The 16,090-nt window shown below is 41.9% G+C and carries 13 protein-coding genes and 1 tRNA gene; 10 read left to right on the forward strand and 4 right to left on the reverse strand.

Going from position 1 to position 16,090, the window contains the following annotated elements; translation table 11 throughout:
• Position 1: 1 nt before the first annotated feature.
• Together mtaB and HMPREF2983_RS12545 are read right to left on the reverse strand one after the other, a co-directional pair.
• The gene (gene mtaB / locus HMPREF2983_RS12540) at positions 2-1,342 is read right to left on the reverse strand and encodes a tRNA (N(6)-L-threonylcarbamoyladenosine(37)-C(2))-methylthiotransferase MtaB (RefSeq protein ID WP_070668957.1); all 1,341 of its coding nucleotides are present in this window, start codon (positions 1,340-1,342) and stop codon (positions 2-4) included.
• A gap of 24 nt (positions 1,343-1,366) precedes the next feature.
• On the reverse strand, positions 1,367-2,233 hold the full coding sequence (locus tag HMPREF2983_RS12545; RefSeq protein WP_070668961.1) for a GYF domain-containing protein: 867 nt from the start codon (positions 2,231-2,233) through the stop codon (positions 1,367-1,369).
• A 107-nt stretch (positions 2,234-2,340) separates the two neighbouring features.
• Here HMPREF2983_RS12545 and HMPREF2983_RS12550 point away from each other — a divergent pair.
• Positions 2,341-2,418, forward strand: a tRNA-Arg gene (locus tag HMPREF2983_RS12550).
• Positions 2,419-2,864: 446 nt separating this feature from the next.
• Here the strand turns inward: HMPREF2983_RS12550 and uvrA are convergent.
• On the reverse strand, positions 2,865-5,696 hold the full coding sequence (gene uvrA / locus HMPREF2983_RS12555) for an excinuclease ABC subunit UvrA (protein WP_070668963.1): 2,832 nt from the start codon (positions 5,694-5,696) through the stop codon (positions 2,865-2,867).
• Between the two features lie 62 nt (positions 5,697-5,758).
• The gene (locus tag HMPREF2983_RS12560; RefSeq protein ID WP_070668965.1) at positions 5,759-6,445 is read right to left on the reverse strand and encodes a T9SS type B sorting domain-containing protein; all 687 of its coding nucleotides are present in this window, start codon (positions 6,443-6,445) and stop codon (positions 5,759-5,761) included.
• 107 nt (positions 6,446-6,552) lie between these two features.
• Here HMPREF2983_RS12560 and HMPREF2983_RS12565 point away from each other — a divergent pair, with 107 nt between their 5' ends.
• The 9 genes from HMPREF2983_RS12565 to HMPREF2983_RS12605 all read left to right on the forward strand — a co-directional run bounded on the left by HMPREF2983_RS12565 (position 6,553) and on the right by HMPREF2983_RS12605 (position 16,089).
• Positions 6,553-7,683, forward strand: a complete 1,131-nt coding sequence (locus HMPREF2983_RS12565; protein WP_070668969.1) for an ABC transporter substrate-binding protein — start codon at positions 6,553-6,555, stop codon at positions 7,681-7,683.
• 27 nt (positions 7,684-7,710) lie between these two features.
• Positions 7,711-8,469, forward strand: a complete 759-nt coding sequence (locus tag HMPREF2983_RS12570) for a porin family protein (RefSeq protein WP_070668972.1) — start codon at positions 7,711-7,713, stop codon at positions 8,467-8,469.
• A gap of 20 nt (positions 8,470-8,489) precedes the next feature.
• A complete protein-coding gene (locus HMPREF2983_RS12575) occupies positions 8,490-10,040 on the forward strand; it encodes a peptide MFS transporter (protein ID WP_070668977.1) in 1,551 nt (516 codons plus the stop codon).
• A gap of 305 nt (positions 10,041-10,345) precedes the next feature.
• The gene (locus tag HMPREF2983_RS12580) at positions 10,346-11,053 is read left to right on the forward strand and encodes a DUF6630 family protein (protein WP_070668980.1); all 708 of its coding nucleotides are present in this window, start codon (positions 10,346-10,348) and stop codon (positions 11,051-11,053) included.
• Positions 11,054-11,165: 112 nt separating this feature from the next.
• Positions 11,166-11,588, forward strand: coding sequence for a PaaI family thioesterase (locus HMPREF2983_RS12585; protein ID WP_070668983.1), 423 nt, complete (start codon positions 11,166-11,168; stop codon positions 11,586-11,588).
• A complete protein-coding gene (locus HMPREF2983_RS12590) occupies positions 11,585-12,589 on the forward strand; it encodes a chorismate-binding protein (RefSeq protein WP_070668986.1) in 1,005 nt (334 codons plus the stop codon). Before HMPREF2983_RS12585 ends, HMPREF2983_RS12590 begins: the two co-directional genes overlap by 4 nt.
• The gene (menD, locus tag HMPREF2983_RS12595) at positions 12,576-14,228 is read left to right on the forward strand and encodes a 2-succinyl-5-enolpyruvyl-6-hydroxy-3-cyclohexene-1-carboxylic-acid synthase (protein ID WP_070668989.1); all 1,653 of its coding nucleotides are present in this window, start codon (positions 12,576-12,578) and stop codon (positions 14,226-14,228) included. Before HMPREF2983_RS12590 ends, menD begins: the two co-directional genes overlap by 14 nt.
• A 2-nt stretch (positions 14,229-14,230) precedes the next feature.
• Positions 14,231-15,058, forward strand: coding sequence for a 1,4-dihydroxy-2-naphthoyl-CoA synthase (menB, locus tag HMPREF2983_RS12600; RefSeq protein ID WP_004375136.1), 828 nt, complete (start codon positions 14,231-14,233; stop codon positions 15,056-15,058).
• A complete protein-coding gene (locus HMPREF2983_RS12605; RefSeq protein WP_070668992.1) occupies positions 15,058-16,089 on the forward strand; it encodes an o-succinylbenzoate synthase in 1,032 nt (343 codons plus the stop codon). Before menB ends, HMPREF2983_RS12605 begins: the two co-directional genes overlap by 1 nt.
• Position 16,090 lies beyond the last annotated feature (1 nt).

Here is a 16,090-nt window from a genome sequence, read left to right on the forward strand (position 1 = left end):
ATTAAATTAGTTCTGCTCTCAAGGCTGATTTATCGTAGTTGAATACACCTAATTTTACACGCATGAGTTCGTTGTCATATTCTGTACGCGCCTGTGAAGGAGGCAATTCTACGCGGATATAATTGTCCGTAAAGCCGTGCATAGCTTTCCCACGTGGTGCTTTTTCAAACAACACCTCGCGTTCTGTGCCAATAAACTGCTGATAGAAGTCTTGTGTCTTAGTATCGCTTAAGGCCAGCAGACGCTTGGAGCGCAACTTCTTATCCTTTTCTTCAACGACATACGGAATAGATAATGCACTCGTTCCCGGGCGTTCACTATAGGGAAAGACATGCAGTTGCGTAACGGGAAGATGGGCAAGAAACTGATAACAGTCTTCAAAATACTCGGGTTTCTCACCTCTACTGCCTACCATGACATCAACTCCAATGAAAGCATCTGGCATTAATTTCTTGATGAGTTCTATTTTATGTGCAAACAAAGCTGTGTCATATCGGCGATGCATCAGCTTAAGAACGGCATCGCTACCACTCTGCAATGGAATGTGGAAATGAGGCATGAAAGCCCGGCTCTCTGCACAGAAAGCTATCAATTCGTCATCTATTAAATCGGGTTCTAAACTGCTGATGCGAAAGCGTTTAATACCTTCTACTTTATCCAGAGCCTTGACAAGATCGATGAATTTCTCATGAGTAGTTTCACCAAAATGGCCGATGTTTACCCCAGTAAGCACTATTTCCTTACCACCTTCAGCTGCAGCCTCTTCTGCTTGTGCAACTAATGACGCTATTGAAGGATTGCGGGAAAAACCACGTGCATAGGGAATTGTACAGTAAGTACAGAAATAATTGCAACCATCTTGTACTTTCAGGAAGTATCGGGTACGGTTTCCTCTTGAACATGATGCCTGGAAAGTCTTGATATCTTTAGTTCTGACAGAGTAATACTTATGCTGTGCAGTGCCTGCTGTCCTATCAATAAAAGCATCATTTAGATATTGAATGAGATTTGCTTTCTCATTTGAACCAAGCACAAGATCTACTCCTGGTATCTTACTTACCCGCTCAGACTCGAGTTGGGCGTAACAACCTGTCACAATAATAAATGCTCCGGGGTTCTCACGTACCATTCTATGAATAGCCTGTCTGCACTTATGGTCGGCAACATCTGTAACACTACAGGTGTTGATGAGACAAATATCTGCCTCTTCCCCCTTTGCTGCGGTCACGACACCCATATCTGATAACATTTTACCAAACGTGGATGTCTCTGAAAAATTCAGTTTACATCCAAGTGTATAATATGTAGCTTTTTTCCCTTGAAAAGCAGAACTGTCTATCATTTTATTCTTGAAATAGAGAGAAAATTAAAGTCCTAATGCCTTTATAATTTTATCAATAACGTTTTCTGTACTGTCAGAAACTTCATCAAGTTTCTTATTCAGTTCTTCGTTTATCTTATCCTCGACTTTCTTACTGACTTTATCAACTAATTTATCAGCATCTTTACTGATGGTTTTGTCTATACTATTTTCAATATCTTCGCTGTCGTTTACCGACTTTTGGTCTGTATTGTCCACAGACGAATTCTTCTGACCATTCTGATTAACTGCCTCATAACTCCTCACCACATCATCGGCATTTAAAGTGAATACATGTCCAAGAATACCGTATGAGACTTTATGTTGTTCGCCATCAAAGGTAACATCTGTAGAAGAACAAATCAGATAGTTGTGGTAATTGAGAATTTGATCTAAGGTAGCATCAACCGTACTGCTGGCAAAGAGATTAGTCAACATCTTGAGTCCCATAGAAAAAATGTCGTTATCTTGATTGTTTCTGTCAGCCAATTTAGTAATTGCTGTTGTCACTTCTGTTTTGATAGCTTCCTTATGATCTTGCTTGTTAGGATTGCTTACCATGAGAACGAGTAGGCAAACAAGGACAATTGCCAAAATAGAGTACCAGAAGGTCTTGTGGCTCTTCTTAGGCATTTGCTCTTTATTCTGCGCAGAAGCAACCTGCATGGTTGGCGGAACGGGTGGAGGAGTCTGCTGAGAATTGGTACGAGTCTCCATTGCCAATCTGATTTCCTCTATCTGCCACGCTGGTGTCCAGTCTTTCAAACCATCTGTCCAAACTAAGGTTTCAGCAGTGATAAGCTTTGTATTAACAAGTTCTTCTGGTGTGAATGGACCTGCTTGGGCACCATTCTCAATAATGAAGTATTGCATTTTGTTATCTCCTTATTAAAATATGGCTGCAAAGTTAGAAAAACTTTTGAGAATATTTGCATATCTCATGGGAAAAGATTACTTTTGCATTCGTTTTTATACTATGGGGTTCCGTAGCTCAGTTGGATTAGAGCAACAGCCTTCTAAGCTGTGGGTCTTGGGTTCGAATCCCAACGGAATCACCAATAACAAGAAAGAGGAGTTTTATTTTCAAAACTCCTCTTTCACCTTTACATACAACTATTTATTAAATCAACTTGCAGATTCTATACTTCAGTTCGAGGTAAGATAAAAATAAGCTGTCATTACATAACGTTATAATTTGTATTGAATCACGCGCTAATTTGAGGCATTTCACACTGCAATTTGAGTCATTTCACAGCGTAACTTGAGTCAAAATGCAGTGTAATCTATGTCAAGTTGCCATGCAAACTGACATGAATTACATTCTCAGGAGATTAATCTTAGCTTGTAATAGTTTCAATTACTTATCCCGAACTTGGCATATTCATGAGCCAATCTCCCGAAGTATCTGTCATGAAAAAACATGTTTTTTAAGGTAAATGAAGTCTCCTGCAGTCTATATTAATTATCTCTGCAAGTTGAACTTTCCCTTATAAACCAATTTTCCTCATGCTTTTTTTAATGCAGAAGCTAAGAATTTCGGTGTATATCCCAACTTACTCTTGGCTATTTCTTCAGGTGTTCCTGTGGTAAGGATTGTTCCACCACCTCGTCCTCCCTCAGGACCAACATCAATGATATAGTCAGCTAACTTGATAACATCCAAGTTGTGTTCAATAATAATCACAGTGTTGCCACGGTCAGTGAGTTTTTGAAGCACATCCATCAGAATACGGATATCCTCAAAGTGAAGTCCTGTTGTCGGCTCATCAAGGATATAAAGCGTCTTGCCTGTATCACGCTTAGCCAGTTCTGTAGCTAACTTTACGCGCTGACTCTCACCACCTGAGAGTGTCGTTGAACTCTGTCCAAGCTTGATATAACCCAGACCTACATCCTGCAATGTCTTGATTTTCGGCAGAATACTTGGCACATTCTCAAAGAATTCCACGGCCTGATTAATCGTCATATCGAGCACATCAGCAATGGATTTACCCTTATATCTCACTTCAAGTGTTTCTCGATTGTAACGTTTGCCGTGGCAGACCTCACATGGTACCATTACATCGGGCAGGAAATTCATCTCAATTGTCTTGTAGCCATTACCGCTACAAGCCTCACAACGACCACCTTTCACGTTGAAGGAAAAGCGCCCTGGCTTATAACCTCGTATCTTTGCTTCAGGTAAGTTGACGAAAAGATTTCGAATATCACTGAATACCCCCGTGTAGGTTGCAGGGTTACTGCGTGGTGTTCTTCCAATAGGACTCTGGTCAACATTGACCACTTTATCCACATTGTCAATCCCCTCCACCTTGTCATATGGCATAGGCTTTTTCAACGAACGATAGAAATGGTGGGAGAGAATGGGCTGGAGTGTTTCATTGATAAGCGTAGATTTCCCAGAGCCTGATACTCCGGTGACAACAATCAACTTGCCTAATGGAAAATCAATATCCACATTTTTGAGATTATTTCCTTTTGCACCGAAAATCTTTATATGTTTCCCGTTACCCTTGCGACGTTCGGATGGTATTTCTATCTTACGTTCACCATTCAGATATTCAGCTGTGATGGTATGCTGTTTAAGCATTTCTTCAGGCGTCCCTTGAAATACAACTTCACCACCTTTTCGCCCTGCCTTTGGTCCAATGTCTATGATCCAGTCAGCGGCCCTCATCATATCTTCATCGTGTTCAACAACAATTACAGTGTTACCAAGGTCGCGCAGTTCCTTGAGTGAGCGGATGAGACGGTCATTGTCACGTTGATGCAGACCTATACTCGGTTCATCAAGGATATAAAGTACATTGACCAATTGACTTCCTATCTGTGTAGCTAAGCGAATACGTTGGCTTTCTCCGCCCGAAAGGGTAGCACTTTGCCGATTGAGTGAGAGATAGTCGAGCCCTACTTCCAACAGAAAGTTCACACGCGTTCGGATTTCTTTAAGTATCTCGGTAGCTATTTTTTTTTGCTGAACTTCCATGTGTTCTTCCACATGTTCAAGCCATTCCTTGAGGTCATTGATATCAAGACAGGCTACCTCTGTAATGTTCTTATCCCAAATGCGATAGGAGAGCGCCTCACGGTTAAGGCGTTGTCCCTTGCATTCTGGGCACTCTGTCGTAGCCATGAACTGATCGGCCCACTTCTTTCCTGCAGCCGATTCGTCGGTTTCCATAACGGTCTGCAGGTATTTAATAATACCATCAAAGGCCACAAAATAGTCTGAAGAAGTATGAACAAGCCCCTTGTCAATCTTCAAGTTCTCCAGACTGCCATATAAAATCTCATTAATAGCATCCTGTGGAATATCTACAAAAGGAGTCTTGAGATTGCAATCATACTTCTGAAGAATAGCATCTATCTGCCAGAATATCATCTGATTCTTATATTTCCCCAATGGGGCAATAGCCCCTTCGCGTATACTCATCTTGTCATTGGGGATTACTTTCTTAAGATCTATCTCGTTGACATAGCCTAATCCTTTGCAATGTGGACATGCCCCCTCTGGTGAATTAAACGAGAATATATTTGGTGCGGGGTCTTTATAGGAAATTCCAGAAGTCGGGCACATAAGGCGTTTAGAGAAGAACTTGGCTTCACCCCTATCTTTATCCAATACCATAATGAGGCCATCGCCCTGCTTCATGGCATTTTGTATACTTTTGGCAAGGCGCTCATGAGAAACATCTTCCACGAGCATCTTATCGACTACTACCTCTATATTATGGTTTTTGTAGCGGTCGGTCTTCATACCACGCGTGATTTCCTTTATCTCTCCGTCTACTCGGATATAGATATATCCCTTGCGCCTCATGCTTTCAAAGAGTTCACGATAATGCCCTTTGCGGTTTCTAATCAATGGAGCAAGGATGTAAATACGCTTATCTACATAATCATGAGTAATCATTTCAATGACTTTCTCCTCTGTATATTTTACCATTTTCTCGCCAGTAGCATAACTATATGCCGTTCCTGCACGTGCATAAAGCAAGCGTAGATAATCGTAAATCTCTGTAGTTGTACCAACAGTTGACCGAGGATTCTTGTTCGTTGTCTTTTGTTCAATGCTGATAACAGGGCTTAAACCTGTTATTTTGTCAACATCCGGTCGTTCCATGTTACCCAAGAAATTACGTGCATAAGCTGAAAACGTTTCTATATATCTACGTTGTCCTTCGGCAAAAATAGTGTCAAAAGCTAATGATGACTTGCCAGAACCCGACAAACCAGTGATGACTGTCAGTGAATTGCGAGGGATTTGCACATCGATATTCTTTAGATTATGCACACGTGCTCCCCAGACATTAATGTTTTTATCTTCTCTTTCCATAAGGAAATCATTCTATTTTGTGTTTCTTGAATACTTCTTCTTGATAGTTTTTTCAGCCCAGCTCATTGCCCTGTTGAGTCGATGTAACCCCTTAGAAGATTTACATCACGCTTGATAGAATAGCGTTTGCCATCGGCGCCACGTGCATTTACCACAACAAAATATACCCCTTGGCTGACATCTTTACCGTGAAACTTTCCATTCCAACCGCCGGTTATATCATTCCATTCATAGAGTTTCTGGCCCCAGCGATTGTAAATGATAGCATGAAACTCTATAATGCTCTGATAGGTTGACTTAGCTTGATAAATATCATTGATGCCGTCACCATTGGGAGAAAAGGCATTTGGCATTTCAAGTTTGCTCTCTGACAGAGTAATGCTTATCGGGTCGCACTCTTGTTCTATAATGTCATTGCCATTGGTGAACTTTGCATAGAGCACAACCGAATGATGTCCCGACCTACTGAATGTATAGGATGTATTCTCTTCATACCTGATAAGATAGGGCTTATTCTCTCTTTCATAACTGAAACGCCATTCGTAATAAGCCGTCCAACCAGTTGCGGACTGCGGGTTTGCCTTAAAAGTTGCCTCAACAGGTGCTGGTCCATTATAGTCTCCTTGGCTTTCATTTCCAGAAGCATCCTTGATAATTACAGTTGGCGCAACAGTAGGATTATCATCAGCCCAAACATAAACATTGCCTATCAACTGTAAAAAGAGCAGAACTAATATCTTTATTTTCATTTCTTTATAGCTATATTTTTGCAAAGTTACTAAAAAGAAAACACAAGATATGGTGTAATGACATATTTTTTGTATTTTTGCAGTTGGAAGTTTAATATTTTTCTAAGATGAAGTTTATTTGTAGATACATATTGCTTTGTTTGCTTGTCGTTGTGGGTGTAGTCACAGGTAAAGCTGGTAGTAATAACACGATTTCTGTGGGTGTAATGCTCCCATTGCATCAAGTAGATGGTGATGGAAAGCGCATGATAGAATATTATCGTGGTATGCTGACAGCTTTTGAGCAGCTGAAAAAAGAGGACTATCATATCAATGTTCATGCCTGGAATGTTAATATTGACACAGATATCAAAGCTACATTGCTCGACCCAAATGCAGCCAAGTGTGATTTAATATTCGGCCCTTTGTATAGCAAACAAGTGAAACCTCTTGGTGATTTCTGTAAAACTAAAGGCATTCGATTGGTGATACCATTCTCTATTTCCGGAAATGATGTGGCATATAACAGCAATATCTTCCAGGTATATCAGGATGAAACACGGTTGATAAACGCCACAGTAAATGCTTTTATTGAACGTTTCGGTAAATGTCATCCTGTATTTGTCGACTGTGGAGATGCTACAAGTAAGAAAGGTGCTTTCACTGCAGCATTGCGCAAGCAGCTTGAAACCAAGGGAATACGCTATAATCTCACAAGTCTCAAGTCGGATGATATTGCATTTTCCAAGGCTTTTGTCAATGGTCAGACAAATGTTGTCGTGCTCAATACAGCGCGTTCTCCCGAACTGAATGCCGCTTTTGTCAAGCTTGAGCGTTTCGATCAGTTGCATCCAGGAACACTCATCAGCATGTTTGGATATACAGAATGGTTGATGTATGCACCTTATGACTTTGCCCATTTCTGCAAATATGACACTTATATCCCCACAACCTTTTATTATAATGCCTCTTCTTCGGGCACGAAGGCTTTGGAAAACAGCTATCGTTATTGGTTTTATGAGCCTATGCAGCAGGCCTTGCCACGCTTTGCCATCATGGGCTACGACCATGCACAATTCTTTGTTCGAGGCATGGCGCAGTATGGCAAGAAGTTTCTGGGCAGCAAATGGCAACAGCCTTACAAGGCATTGCAGTCACCTTTGAAGTTCGAACCCGTTGACAATGGTGGGCGTATTAATGCAAGTTTTCAGTTAATTCATTACCTCTACAATGGTAATGTAGAGAGTATTGCCTATTGATTTCGTCTATTTCTCTTGGTTTTTAGTATGAGATTGCAAAATAAAATAATGGGAGTCTTGCTGTTTGTCTGCTGTTATAGTCAGCCTGTTTTAGCGCAGATAGGCGAGCATCGCGATGACTTCTCTATAGGTTTCAACGGAGGTTACGTATTGAGCAATGTTGGATTTGTGCCTAAAGTCAATCAGAAACAACACGGAGGTATCACCGGTGGTCTTGCGTTGCGCTATAAAAGTGAAAAATATTTTTCTACATTCTGTTCTATCATGGCAGAAATAAACTATGTTCAATTGGGTTGGAAAGAGGACATTCTTGATGCTAAAGATCAACCTGTCATCAATGCAACGACAGGAGTTGCAGAAGAATATAAACGCACAATCAACTATATTCAAGCGCCTATCTTTGCCCACCTTGCATGGGGGAAAGAAGACAAGGGGGCCAATTTCTTTCTCAATTTGGGACCACAGTTTGGCTATATGCTCAGTGAAAGTACCGACATGAATTTCAACTTTGACCAGCGTAACACAAAAGACCGCGTCAACCCAGTGGTTGCACAAGATACAATGAGTGTAGAGAAGAAGTTTGATTATGGCATCATCGTAGGTCTTGGCGGAGAATACAGTCACCCCAAAGTGGGGCATTTCCTGCTTGAAGCACGCTATTATTACGGACTTGGCAATATCTATGGCTCTACCAAACGCGACTTCTTCTCAAAGTCAAACTTTGGCAATATTGTTATCAAAGCAACCTATCTCTTTGATATCAAACGGACGAAAAAAACGAAATAATCACAATAAAAAATAGGAATATGTTTGAAAATCAACCGAAAGGTCTGTACGCCTTAGCCCTTGCCAACACGGGTGAGCGCTTTGGTTACTACACAATGTTAGCTATCTTTGCATTGTTTATGCAGGCTAAGTTTGGCTGGACAGAGTCTCAAGCAGGACAAGTCTATGCTATTTTTCTTGCCGTTGTTTACTTTGCCCCACTTTTAGGTGGCATATTAGCCGATAAAATCGGTTATGGGAAGTGTGTCACGATAGGCTTTGCAACCATGTTCTTTGGCTATCTTGGATTAGCTATTCCGACAGGAGCTAACGACATCGGTAAGGCTGCCATGTTTGCCGGTTTAGCTTGCGTATCTCTGGGAACCGGGCTTTTCAAAGGCAATCTTCAAGTGCTTGTGGGCAACCTTTATGATAATCCTAAATATTCAAGCAGTCGTGATTCTGCTTTCAGTCTTTTCTATATGGCCATTAATATAGGTGCTATGTTCGCTCCTTCAATGGCAAAATGGATTACAAACATCTATCTTCGTCAATATGGATTTGTGTATGATGCCGGCAATTTCGACCCTGCATATTTGCATACCCTTTATGGTGCGTATGGTCTTTGCTTTGGTGTTGCCTGTATATCACTGATACTTTCGGCTATAATTTATTTTGCCTGCCGCAGTTGGTTTAAGCATGCAGACGTCACAGCCAATCAGGCAAAAGCTGCCAATCAAGCTGTTGAAGAACTCACACCGAAGCAGACGAAAGATCGTATTGTTGCCTTATTATTGGTCTTCGCTGTTGTGATATTCTTCTGGATGGCTTTCCATCAGAACGGTTCTGCGCTGACTTTCTTCGCAAAGAAATATACAGACCTAACTGTTACCGGCTCAATGCGCATTTGGTTCAACATCTTCGGTCTTGCTTTAATAGCGCTTTCAGTCTACACCGGTTTCTCCGTTTTTCAGGCAAAAACCATGAAAAACAAGGTCATCTGCAGTGTTGTCACATTGCTTGCATGGGGAGGTGCACTATATCTCTTTAGGCAAATGGATAATCCGACTATGGCTCAACCCTCCGACTTCCAGCAATTCAATCCTTTCTTTGTCGTCTCACTCACGCCTTTCAGTATGCTCTTCTTCGGCTTATTAGCCAATAAAGGCCATGAAGTAAGTGCTCCTGCCCGCATTGCCTGGGGTATGTTAGTAGCTGCATTGGGATTTGGTGTCATCACACTGGCCTCAACCAGCCTGATTTCTCCTATGGACTTAGGGGATAAAACCCAAAGCATTCTTTCTCCAAGTTGGTTGATTTCCGCCTATTTCACCTTGACCTTAGCCGAGCTTCTGCTCTCACCAATGGGCATTTCCTTTGTCAGCAAGGTAGCACCTCCAAAGTATAAAGGCCTCATGATGGGTGGATGGTTCGTAGCAACTGCCATCGGTAACTACCTAAGTTCTATTCCTTCCATGCTATGGAACCGTATTCCACTGATGTATAACTGGGGCATTCTGATTGCACTTTGCCTTATCAGTGCGGTTGTAATGTTTGCCCTGTTGAAGAAACTCAATAAGATGACAGCTTGATGAACGCTGTATAAAATGATAGTAAAAGAGACATTGTCGTGACTTAACGGTTTTGTCTCTTTTCATTTTGAGTTTAATCACGTGGTATTTTGCATCACTTTACCGTTTAACTTGACTCAAATCACGGTGTATTTTGACGCAAGTTACAAGCTGTTTTGATGCAGATTACATCGTGATTTGACATAGATTGCAAGCTGCCCGGCAGCACAATATGAAAATATTCAGCTTCTCTTGCAAATTGAAATGGAGATATCCAGTGTGGATGATGAATTATCTGTTTATTGAAGATACCTAAACCTAAATGTATGAAAGATTTCTTTGCCAACGCCATTATATGGCTTGTTTTTCTCATCTTCACTATAGGAGCAGCATGGGCTGCAATCACTAAATTTCAGACAGGTCACTACATTATGGGCCTTCTGTGTGCGTTTGGAGCATTACTTTTTAGCCTTCCTCTTATATCTTATTTCCTGCCGAAGGATGAGAAGAAGGAAAAAGAAGATACAGTACAAGTAACTATTATTCCTCTCCCCACGGACAAAGGAAAATTAGAAGCACTTGCAATTCAATTGATTGATGATGATAAGCCACTTATGGATACCATTCTGGAGAGTTTAGCGCATCCCCAAGCATTTTATGAACATAAGGCCAAGACCGTAGGTGAAGCTGATATTGACTATGAGGCATTTTGGATAGACGCGAAAAACGATATAGATACACTTTCAAGTGTTGGCATGCTGTATCTTCTCTCCGATGCAAATGTCGTGCGAAGTGTCGATCCTAAGGAAGGACTTGACAATTTCTTGTGGAATATTGAATGTCTGAAGCGTGTTCAACTGCATCATCTGACCATAGAAAAAGCCTTATTGAACAATACATTAGATATTCTCCATTGTTGTGATATCATCAATAAACAATGGAAACCGACAGGATTTCAACTCGCACTTATTGATGATGACAGCAGCGACAGCACGATAACGGTTGTGCCAATAGGGTGGAAAGGAATTTCATAATCCAAGTGGAAAATATTCAAAAGCATTGTCCACACCATTTTTTTTCATACGAACCAAGCCTCTTTTGAATTATTTTATGTATATTTGCATAGACTGACAAAATCAACAGACTATGGACGTAGAAAAGATAAAAGAGATGCTCCGCCGACATGACGGACTGTCAAATACGCTTGGAATGGAGTTTATTTCAACTCCCGAACCTGATACCTGCAAGGCTACTATGAAAGTAGATGAGCGTAATAAGCAGGCTTTCGGTTTCCTGTCGGGTGGGGCCTCATTAGCTTTAGCCGAGAATTTGGCAGGCGTAGGAAGCATTGCATTGTGCCCGCGTAAAATCTGTGTAGGTATCAATGTCAGTGGAAATCATGTAAAAGCTGTGCTTGAAGGCGATACGGTAACAGCTTTCGGGCGACTCCTTTCAAAAGGAAGCACGTTGCATGTGTGGCAGATTGACATTACAAACTCGGCCGGAGACTTGATTTCAACGGTTCATGTCACCAACTATATCATGAATTCTACTACTCGGAAAGCATGACGGCAACTGTTGTCTATCGACTTCCAGATACAGATCATTACGTGCGTATTCGGTCACGACATGAACCGCTTCGCCTTTCTTCTTGTGAAGAACTGAATGGTCAGCAAGGTTTTGTCTTTTCGCCCTTTGCTGTTTCTGAGGATACTCCTTTGCTGCTGATAAGGCCTGACGAGGTAGAAGTGCTACCTTTTAAACCATCTGGTAATGACACCGTTAGTGTGGAAAAAGTCCTTTTTGACAGGGAAGAATATCACAAAGACTTTCAATGTTTTCACACAGAATTACTCAATCGACATTTTCAAAAGATTGTGTTGTCACGTCATGTTGATGTAAAGTGTTGCGAGAAGCCGAGTCCGATGCATTTGTTTGTAAAAGCATGTACACTGTATCCTCACCAGTTCATCTGTCTGATATCAATGCAGCAGAGCGGTACTTGGTTGATGGCTACCCCTGAAGTGTTGATAGAAAAGCAGATAGGAAGTCCTGCATGGCATACCATGGCCTTAGCAGGAACAATGCGTGAAGATGGGCCTTGGAGCGAAAAAGATTGTCGGGAGCAACAGTATGTGGCTGATTATATTGCGCAGCATTTGGCTAATCACGCTATAGAAGTAAGAAGAAGTCAACCTTATACGCGTATGGCAGCCCATCTTTATCACCGTTGTACGGATTTCCATTTTATCTTAAAAGATGATAGGTATATAGGGAATGTCATCTCATCCTTGCATCCTACGCCTGCTGTCTGTGGCATTCCCAAACGCGAAACACAGGATTTTATCTTGCAATATGAGTCTCACGATCGAAAATATTACAGTGGTTTTTGTGGACCATTGCAGATGGATGACGCTACTCATCTTTATGTTTCATTGCGCTGTATGCTGCTGATGGAACAAAATTGTAGGCTTTATGCAGGTGGAGGATTACTTGATAATTCTGATGAAACACGGGAATGGAGGGAAACAGAGTATAAGTTAAACACAATGTTGGATGTTCTCAGATAAAGAAAATGTAAATATATTAACGAGCCTCCTCGTTGCTCATAGTGTGCGTCATGCCGTGGTCTGTCCAGGCAGTAGGAATGCTCCTATTGTCCATAATCTTGATGCTTGTGACAGCATTCATTGTTATCCTGTGACCGACGAGCGCAGTGCGGGGTTCTATGCCTTGGGCTTATGTCAGGCGGTCAATGCTCCGGTGGTTGTCTGTGTGACGAGTGGAACAGCATTACTCAACCTTTGTCCGTCAGTGGCAGAAGCCTTTTATCAGCATTTGCCTTTAGTAGTGATTTCGGCAGATAGGCCTGCACAGTGGATAGACCAGCTTGACGGACAGACGCTTCCGCAAGTAGGTGCTTTGGAACGCTTTGTGAGTAAGACTGTCAACCTGCCTGAACCGCATGATAAAGAAAGTCGTTGGTATTGCAACCGGCTTGTCAATGAAGCCATGATTGCATGCGTAAAAGGCAGCTGTGGCCCTGTACATATCAATGTTCCCATTACTGAACCACTTTATCAGTTCAATACAAGCACACTACCTATAGAGCGCAAAATCACTTTTCTTTTAGGCCTGTCAGGTTTCAATGCAGCTTCTGTTCAGTGCTTTCAACCTATAGTCAAAGCGTTGAAACATGCGCAGAAACCATTGATTATCATTGGACAAATGAAACCTTCTGTGGTGATTTCCACGCATGTTGAACGTTTGATTTCACAGCAACATGTTGTTCTATATGAGCCATTGGGCGTTGATAAAGGGGATAACTGCTTAGAGGAAACGATGTGCCTGATTGGTGATAAAAAGGAGTTCTTACCTGATTTTATTCTCTATTTTGGCGATACATTTGTGAGCAAACGCCTCAAGAAGTTTCTTCGGAAAGCCAAGAAAGCTGAATGTTGGATAGTTAATCCTGAGGGCGTTTTGTATGATACTTTCATGAATTTAACCGGTATCGCACAGGCTGAACCCAAGGATATCATGCAGACTATCGACTTCCAAGGGAATACCGAATGGTTCAACCTATGGGAGAATATGAAGCAACATGTACGTAAACATTGTATGGTTTTTGAACCGCACTATTCAAATATGTTGGCAGTGAAGCAGTTGGAAACCCTCCTCTCAAACAATCCATCGAAAGCTATTGTGCATTATGCCAACAGTACATCTATTAGATTAGGTTGTATTTATGCACGTCATCATATCTTCTGTAACCGTGGTGTAAACGGTATAGAAGGGTCACTTTCTACAGCTGCCGGCTATTCCTTGGTAACAAAAGAACAGGTGTTTTGCATCATTGGTGACTTGAGTTTCTTCTATGATCAGAATGCCTTGTGGAACCAAAACTTAGGAGGAAATCTAAGAATACTGCTTTTGAACAATCATGGAGGAGAGATTTTCGCGAAGTTTGAAGGCCTGAAACAGAGTCCGGTACGTAACAGGATAGTAATGGCAGAGCATGCAACAACAGCAGAAGGGATATGCCGTGACAATCGAATTAAATATTATGTGGCAAACGACATACAGACTCTTGAGAAGCTTCTATATGTGCTGGTAAAGGAGAGATCAGCGCGCCCAATGCTCTTGGAAGTGTTTACCGATGCCGAAACCGATCTACAGATATACCAGGAATATCTTAATACTTTATAATTATGGAACAAAGAAAATGGGAGAAAATCAAAGGATTTGACTTCAAGGAAATCCTCTTTGAAAGCTACAATCATATTGCAAAGATAACCATTAATCGTGAACGTTATCGCAATGCTTTTACGCCATTGACCACTTGGGAGATGAGCCAAGCATTCACTTATTGCAGAGAATGCCAGGACATTCGTGTGGTTATATTGACCGGTTCGGGAGATAAAGCTTTCTGTGCAGGTGGAGATATGCATGTGAAAGGACGTGGAGGATATGTGGGAAGTGACGGTGTCCCGCGCCTGAATGTACTTGATGTGCAGATGCAGATACGCCGTTTGCCCAAGCCTGTTATTGCAATGGTGAATGGCTATGCTATCGGTGGAGGACATGTCTTGCATGTGATGTGCGATCTTACGATTGCGAGTGAAAATGCAATCTTCGGTCAGACTGGCCCAAAAGTTGGGTCATTTGATGCTGGTTTTGGAGCCAGTTATCTTGCTCGAATGGTGGGCCAGAAGAAGGCACGTGAAATATGGTTCCTCTGTAAACAATATAGTGCAAAGGAGGCCGAGGCTATGGGAATGGTCAATAAGGTGGTTCCTTTCAACCAATTAGAAGACACTTGTGTAGAGTGGGCCGAAATCATGATGGAACGCAGTCCTCTGGCACTTCGTATGATAAAAGCCGGTCTGAATGCAGAGCTTGACGGTCAGGCGGGTATTCAGGAACTTGCAGGTGACGCAACCATGCTTTATTACACGATGGACGAAGCACAGGAGGGAGGCAAGGCTTTCCTTGAAAAACGCAAGCCCGACTTTGACAAATATCCACAATTCCCCTAATGATACACATTGAAATCAGTGAGCGGACATTTCACTTCAAGCAACCGGCCGGCACCTCTCGAGGTGTTTATACAAGGCGTCACAGTTATTTTCTAACGGTGACAGATGATGCACGCCCTTGGATAAAAGGATTTGGAGAGTGTGCTACTTTGCCAGATCTTTCATGTGATGCCATACCTGAATATGAAACGATCTTGCGCCAACTTTGTAAGACAGTTGAGACTTTAGGCAAGATTCCCTATGACATATTGCGACCTTATCCGAGCATTCTTTTTGGCTTGGAAACTGCTTTTGCACAATTGGAAGCTCATGGAAGTACAATGCTTTTTGACACTCCTTTCGGTCGAGGTGAAGTGGGCATACGCATCAATGGGCTTGTATGGATGGGGAGTTTCGATGAAATGTATCAGCGGATAGAGACTAAACTTCAGCAGGGATTTCATTGTGTGAAGCTGAAAATCGGTGCTATTGACTTCGACAAAGAACTTGAACTCATCCGACACATCCGTGAGTCTTTCAGCAAAAAACAAATTGAACTGCGTGTAGATGCCAATGGAGCTTTTACACCAAACAATGCACTGCAGCGCCTCGAAGCATTGGCGAAATATGACATTCATTCGATAGAACAGCCTATCAAACAACATCAATGGAAAGCCATGGCAAGGCTTTGTGCTGTCTCACCGCTACCTATAGCCTTGGATGAAGAACTCATTGGAGTAAATGTAAAAAGTATGAAAGCTGATTTACTTGACACCATTCAGCCCCAATATATTATTCTCAAACCAAGTCTTCATGGCGGAATGTATGGGACAGAAGAATGGCTACAACTGGCTGAAGAACGTGGGATTGGAAGCTGGATAACCAGTGCTTTAGAAAGCAATGTGGGATTGAATGCCATTGCACACTTCTGTGCAAAGGTCTACGGTTCACACATTACGACACCCCAAGGTTTGGGAACAGGTCAGCTTTTTACAGATAATATCACTATGCCTTTAGAGATAAAGGGAGATGAATTATGGGCTATAAAATAAT

Source organism: Prevotella sp. HMSC077E09, from assembly GCF_001814685.1.
Classification (GTDB): domain Bacteria; phylum Bacteroidota; class Bacteroidia; order Bacteroidales; family Bacteroidaceae; genus Prevotella; species Prevotella oris.

What these genes read in the sequence shown, in the direction of transcription:
- mtaB (WP_070668957.1), bottom strand. Translation starts at nt 1,342, where the DNA reads ATGATAGACAGTTCTGCTTTTCAAGGGAAAAAAGCTACATATTATACA.
- HMPREF2983_RS12545 (WP_070668961.1), bottom strand. Translation starts at nt 2,233, where the DNA reads ATGCAATACTTCATTATTGAGAATGGTGCCCAAGCAGGTCCATTCACA.
- uvrA (WP_070668963.1), bottom strand. Translation starts at nt 5,696, where the DNA reads ATGGAAAGAGAAGATAAAAACATTAATGTCTGGGGAGCACGTGTGCAT.
- HMPREF2983_RS12560 (WP_070668965.1), bottom strand. Translation starts at nt 6,445, where the DNA reads ATGAAAATAAAGATATTAGTTCTGCTCTTTTTACAGTTGATAGGCAAT.
- HMPREF2983_RS12565 (WP_070668969.1), top strand. Translation starts at nt 6,553, where the DNA reads ATGAAGTTTATTTGTAGATACATATTGCTTTGTTTGCTTGTCGTTGTG.
- HMPREF2983_RS12570 (WP_070668972.1), top strand. Translation starts at nt 7,711, where the DNA reads ATGAGATTGCAAAATAAAATAATGGGAGTCTTGCTGTTTGTCTGCTGT.
- HMPREF2983_RS12575 (WP_070668977.1), top strand. Translation starts at nt 8,490, where the DNA reads ATGTTTGAAAATCAACCGAAAGGTCTGTACGCCTTAGCCCTTGCCAAC.
- HMPREF2983_RS12580 (WP_070668980.1), top strand. Translation starts at nt 10,346, where the DNA reads ATGAAAGATTTCTTTGCCAACGCCATTATATGGCTTGTTTTTCTCATC.
- HMPREF2983_RS12585 (WP_070668983.1), top strand. Translation starts at nt 11,166, where the DNA reads ATGGACGTAGAAAAGATAAAAGAGATGCTCCGCCGACATGACGGACTG.
- HMPREF2983_RS12590 (WP_070668986.1), top strand. Translation starts at nt 11,585, where the DNA reads ATGACGGCAACTGTTGTCTATCGACTTCCAGATACAGATCATTACGTG.
- menD (WP_070668989.1), top strand. Translation starts at nt 12,576, where the DNA reads ATGTTCTCAGATAAAGAAAATGTAAATATATTAACGAGCCTCCTCGTT.
- menB (WP_004375136.1), top strand. Translation starts at nt 14,231, where the DNA reads ATGGAACAAAGAAAATGGGAGAAAATCAAAGGATTTGACTTCAAGGAA.
- HMPREF2983_RS12605 (WP_070668992.1), top strand. Translation starts at nt 15,058, where the DNA reads ATGATACACATTGAAATCAGTGAGCGGACATTTCACTTCAAGCAACCG.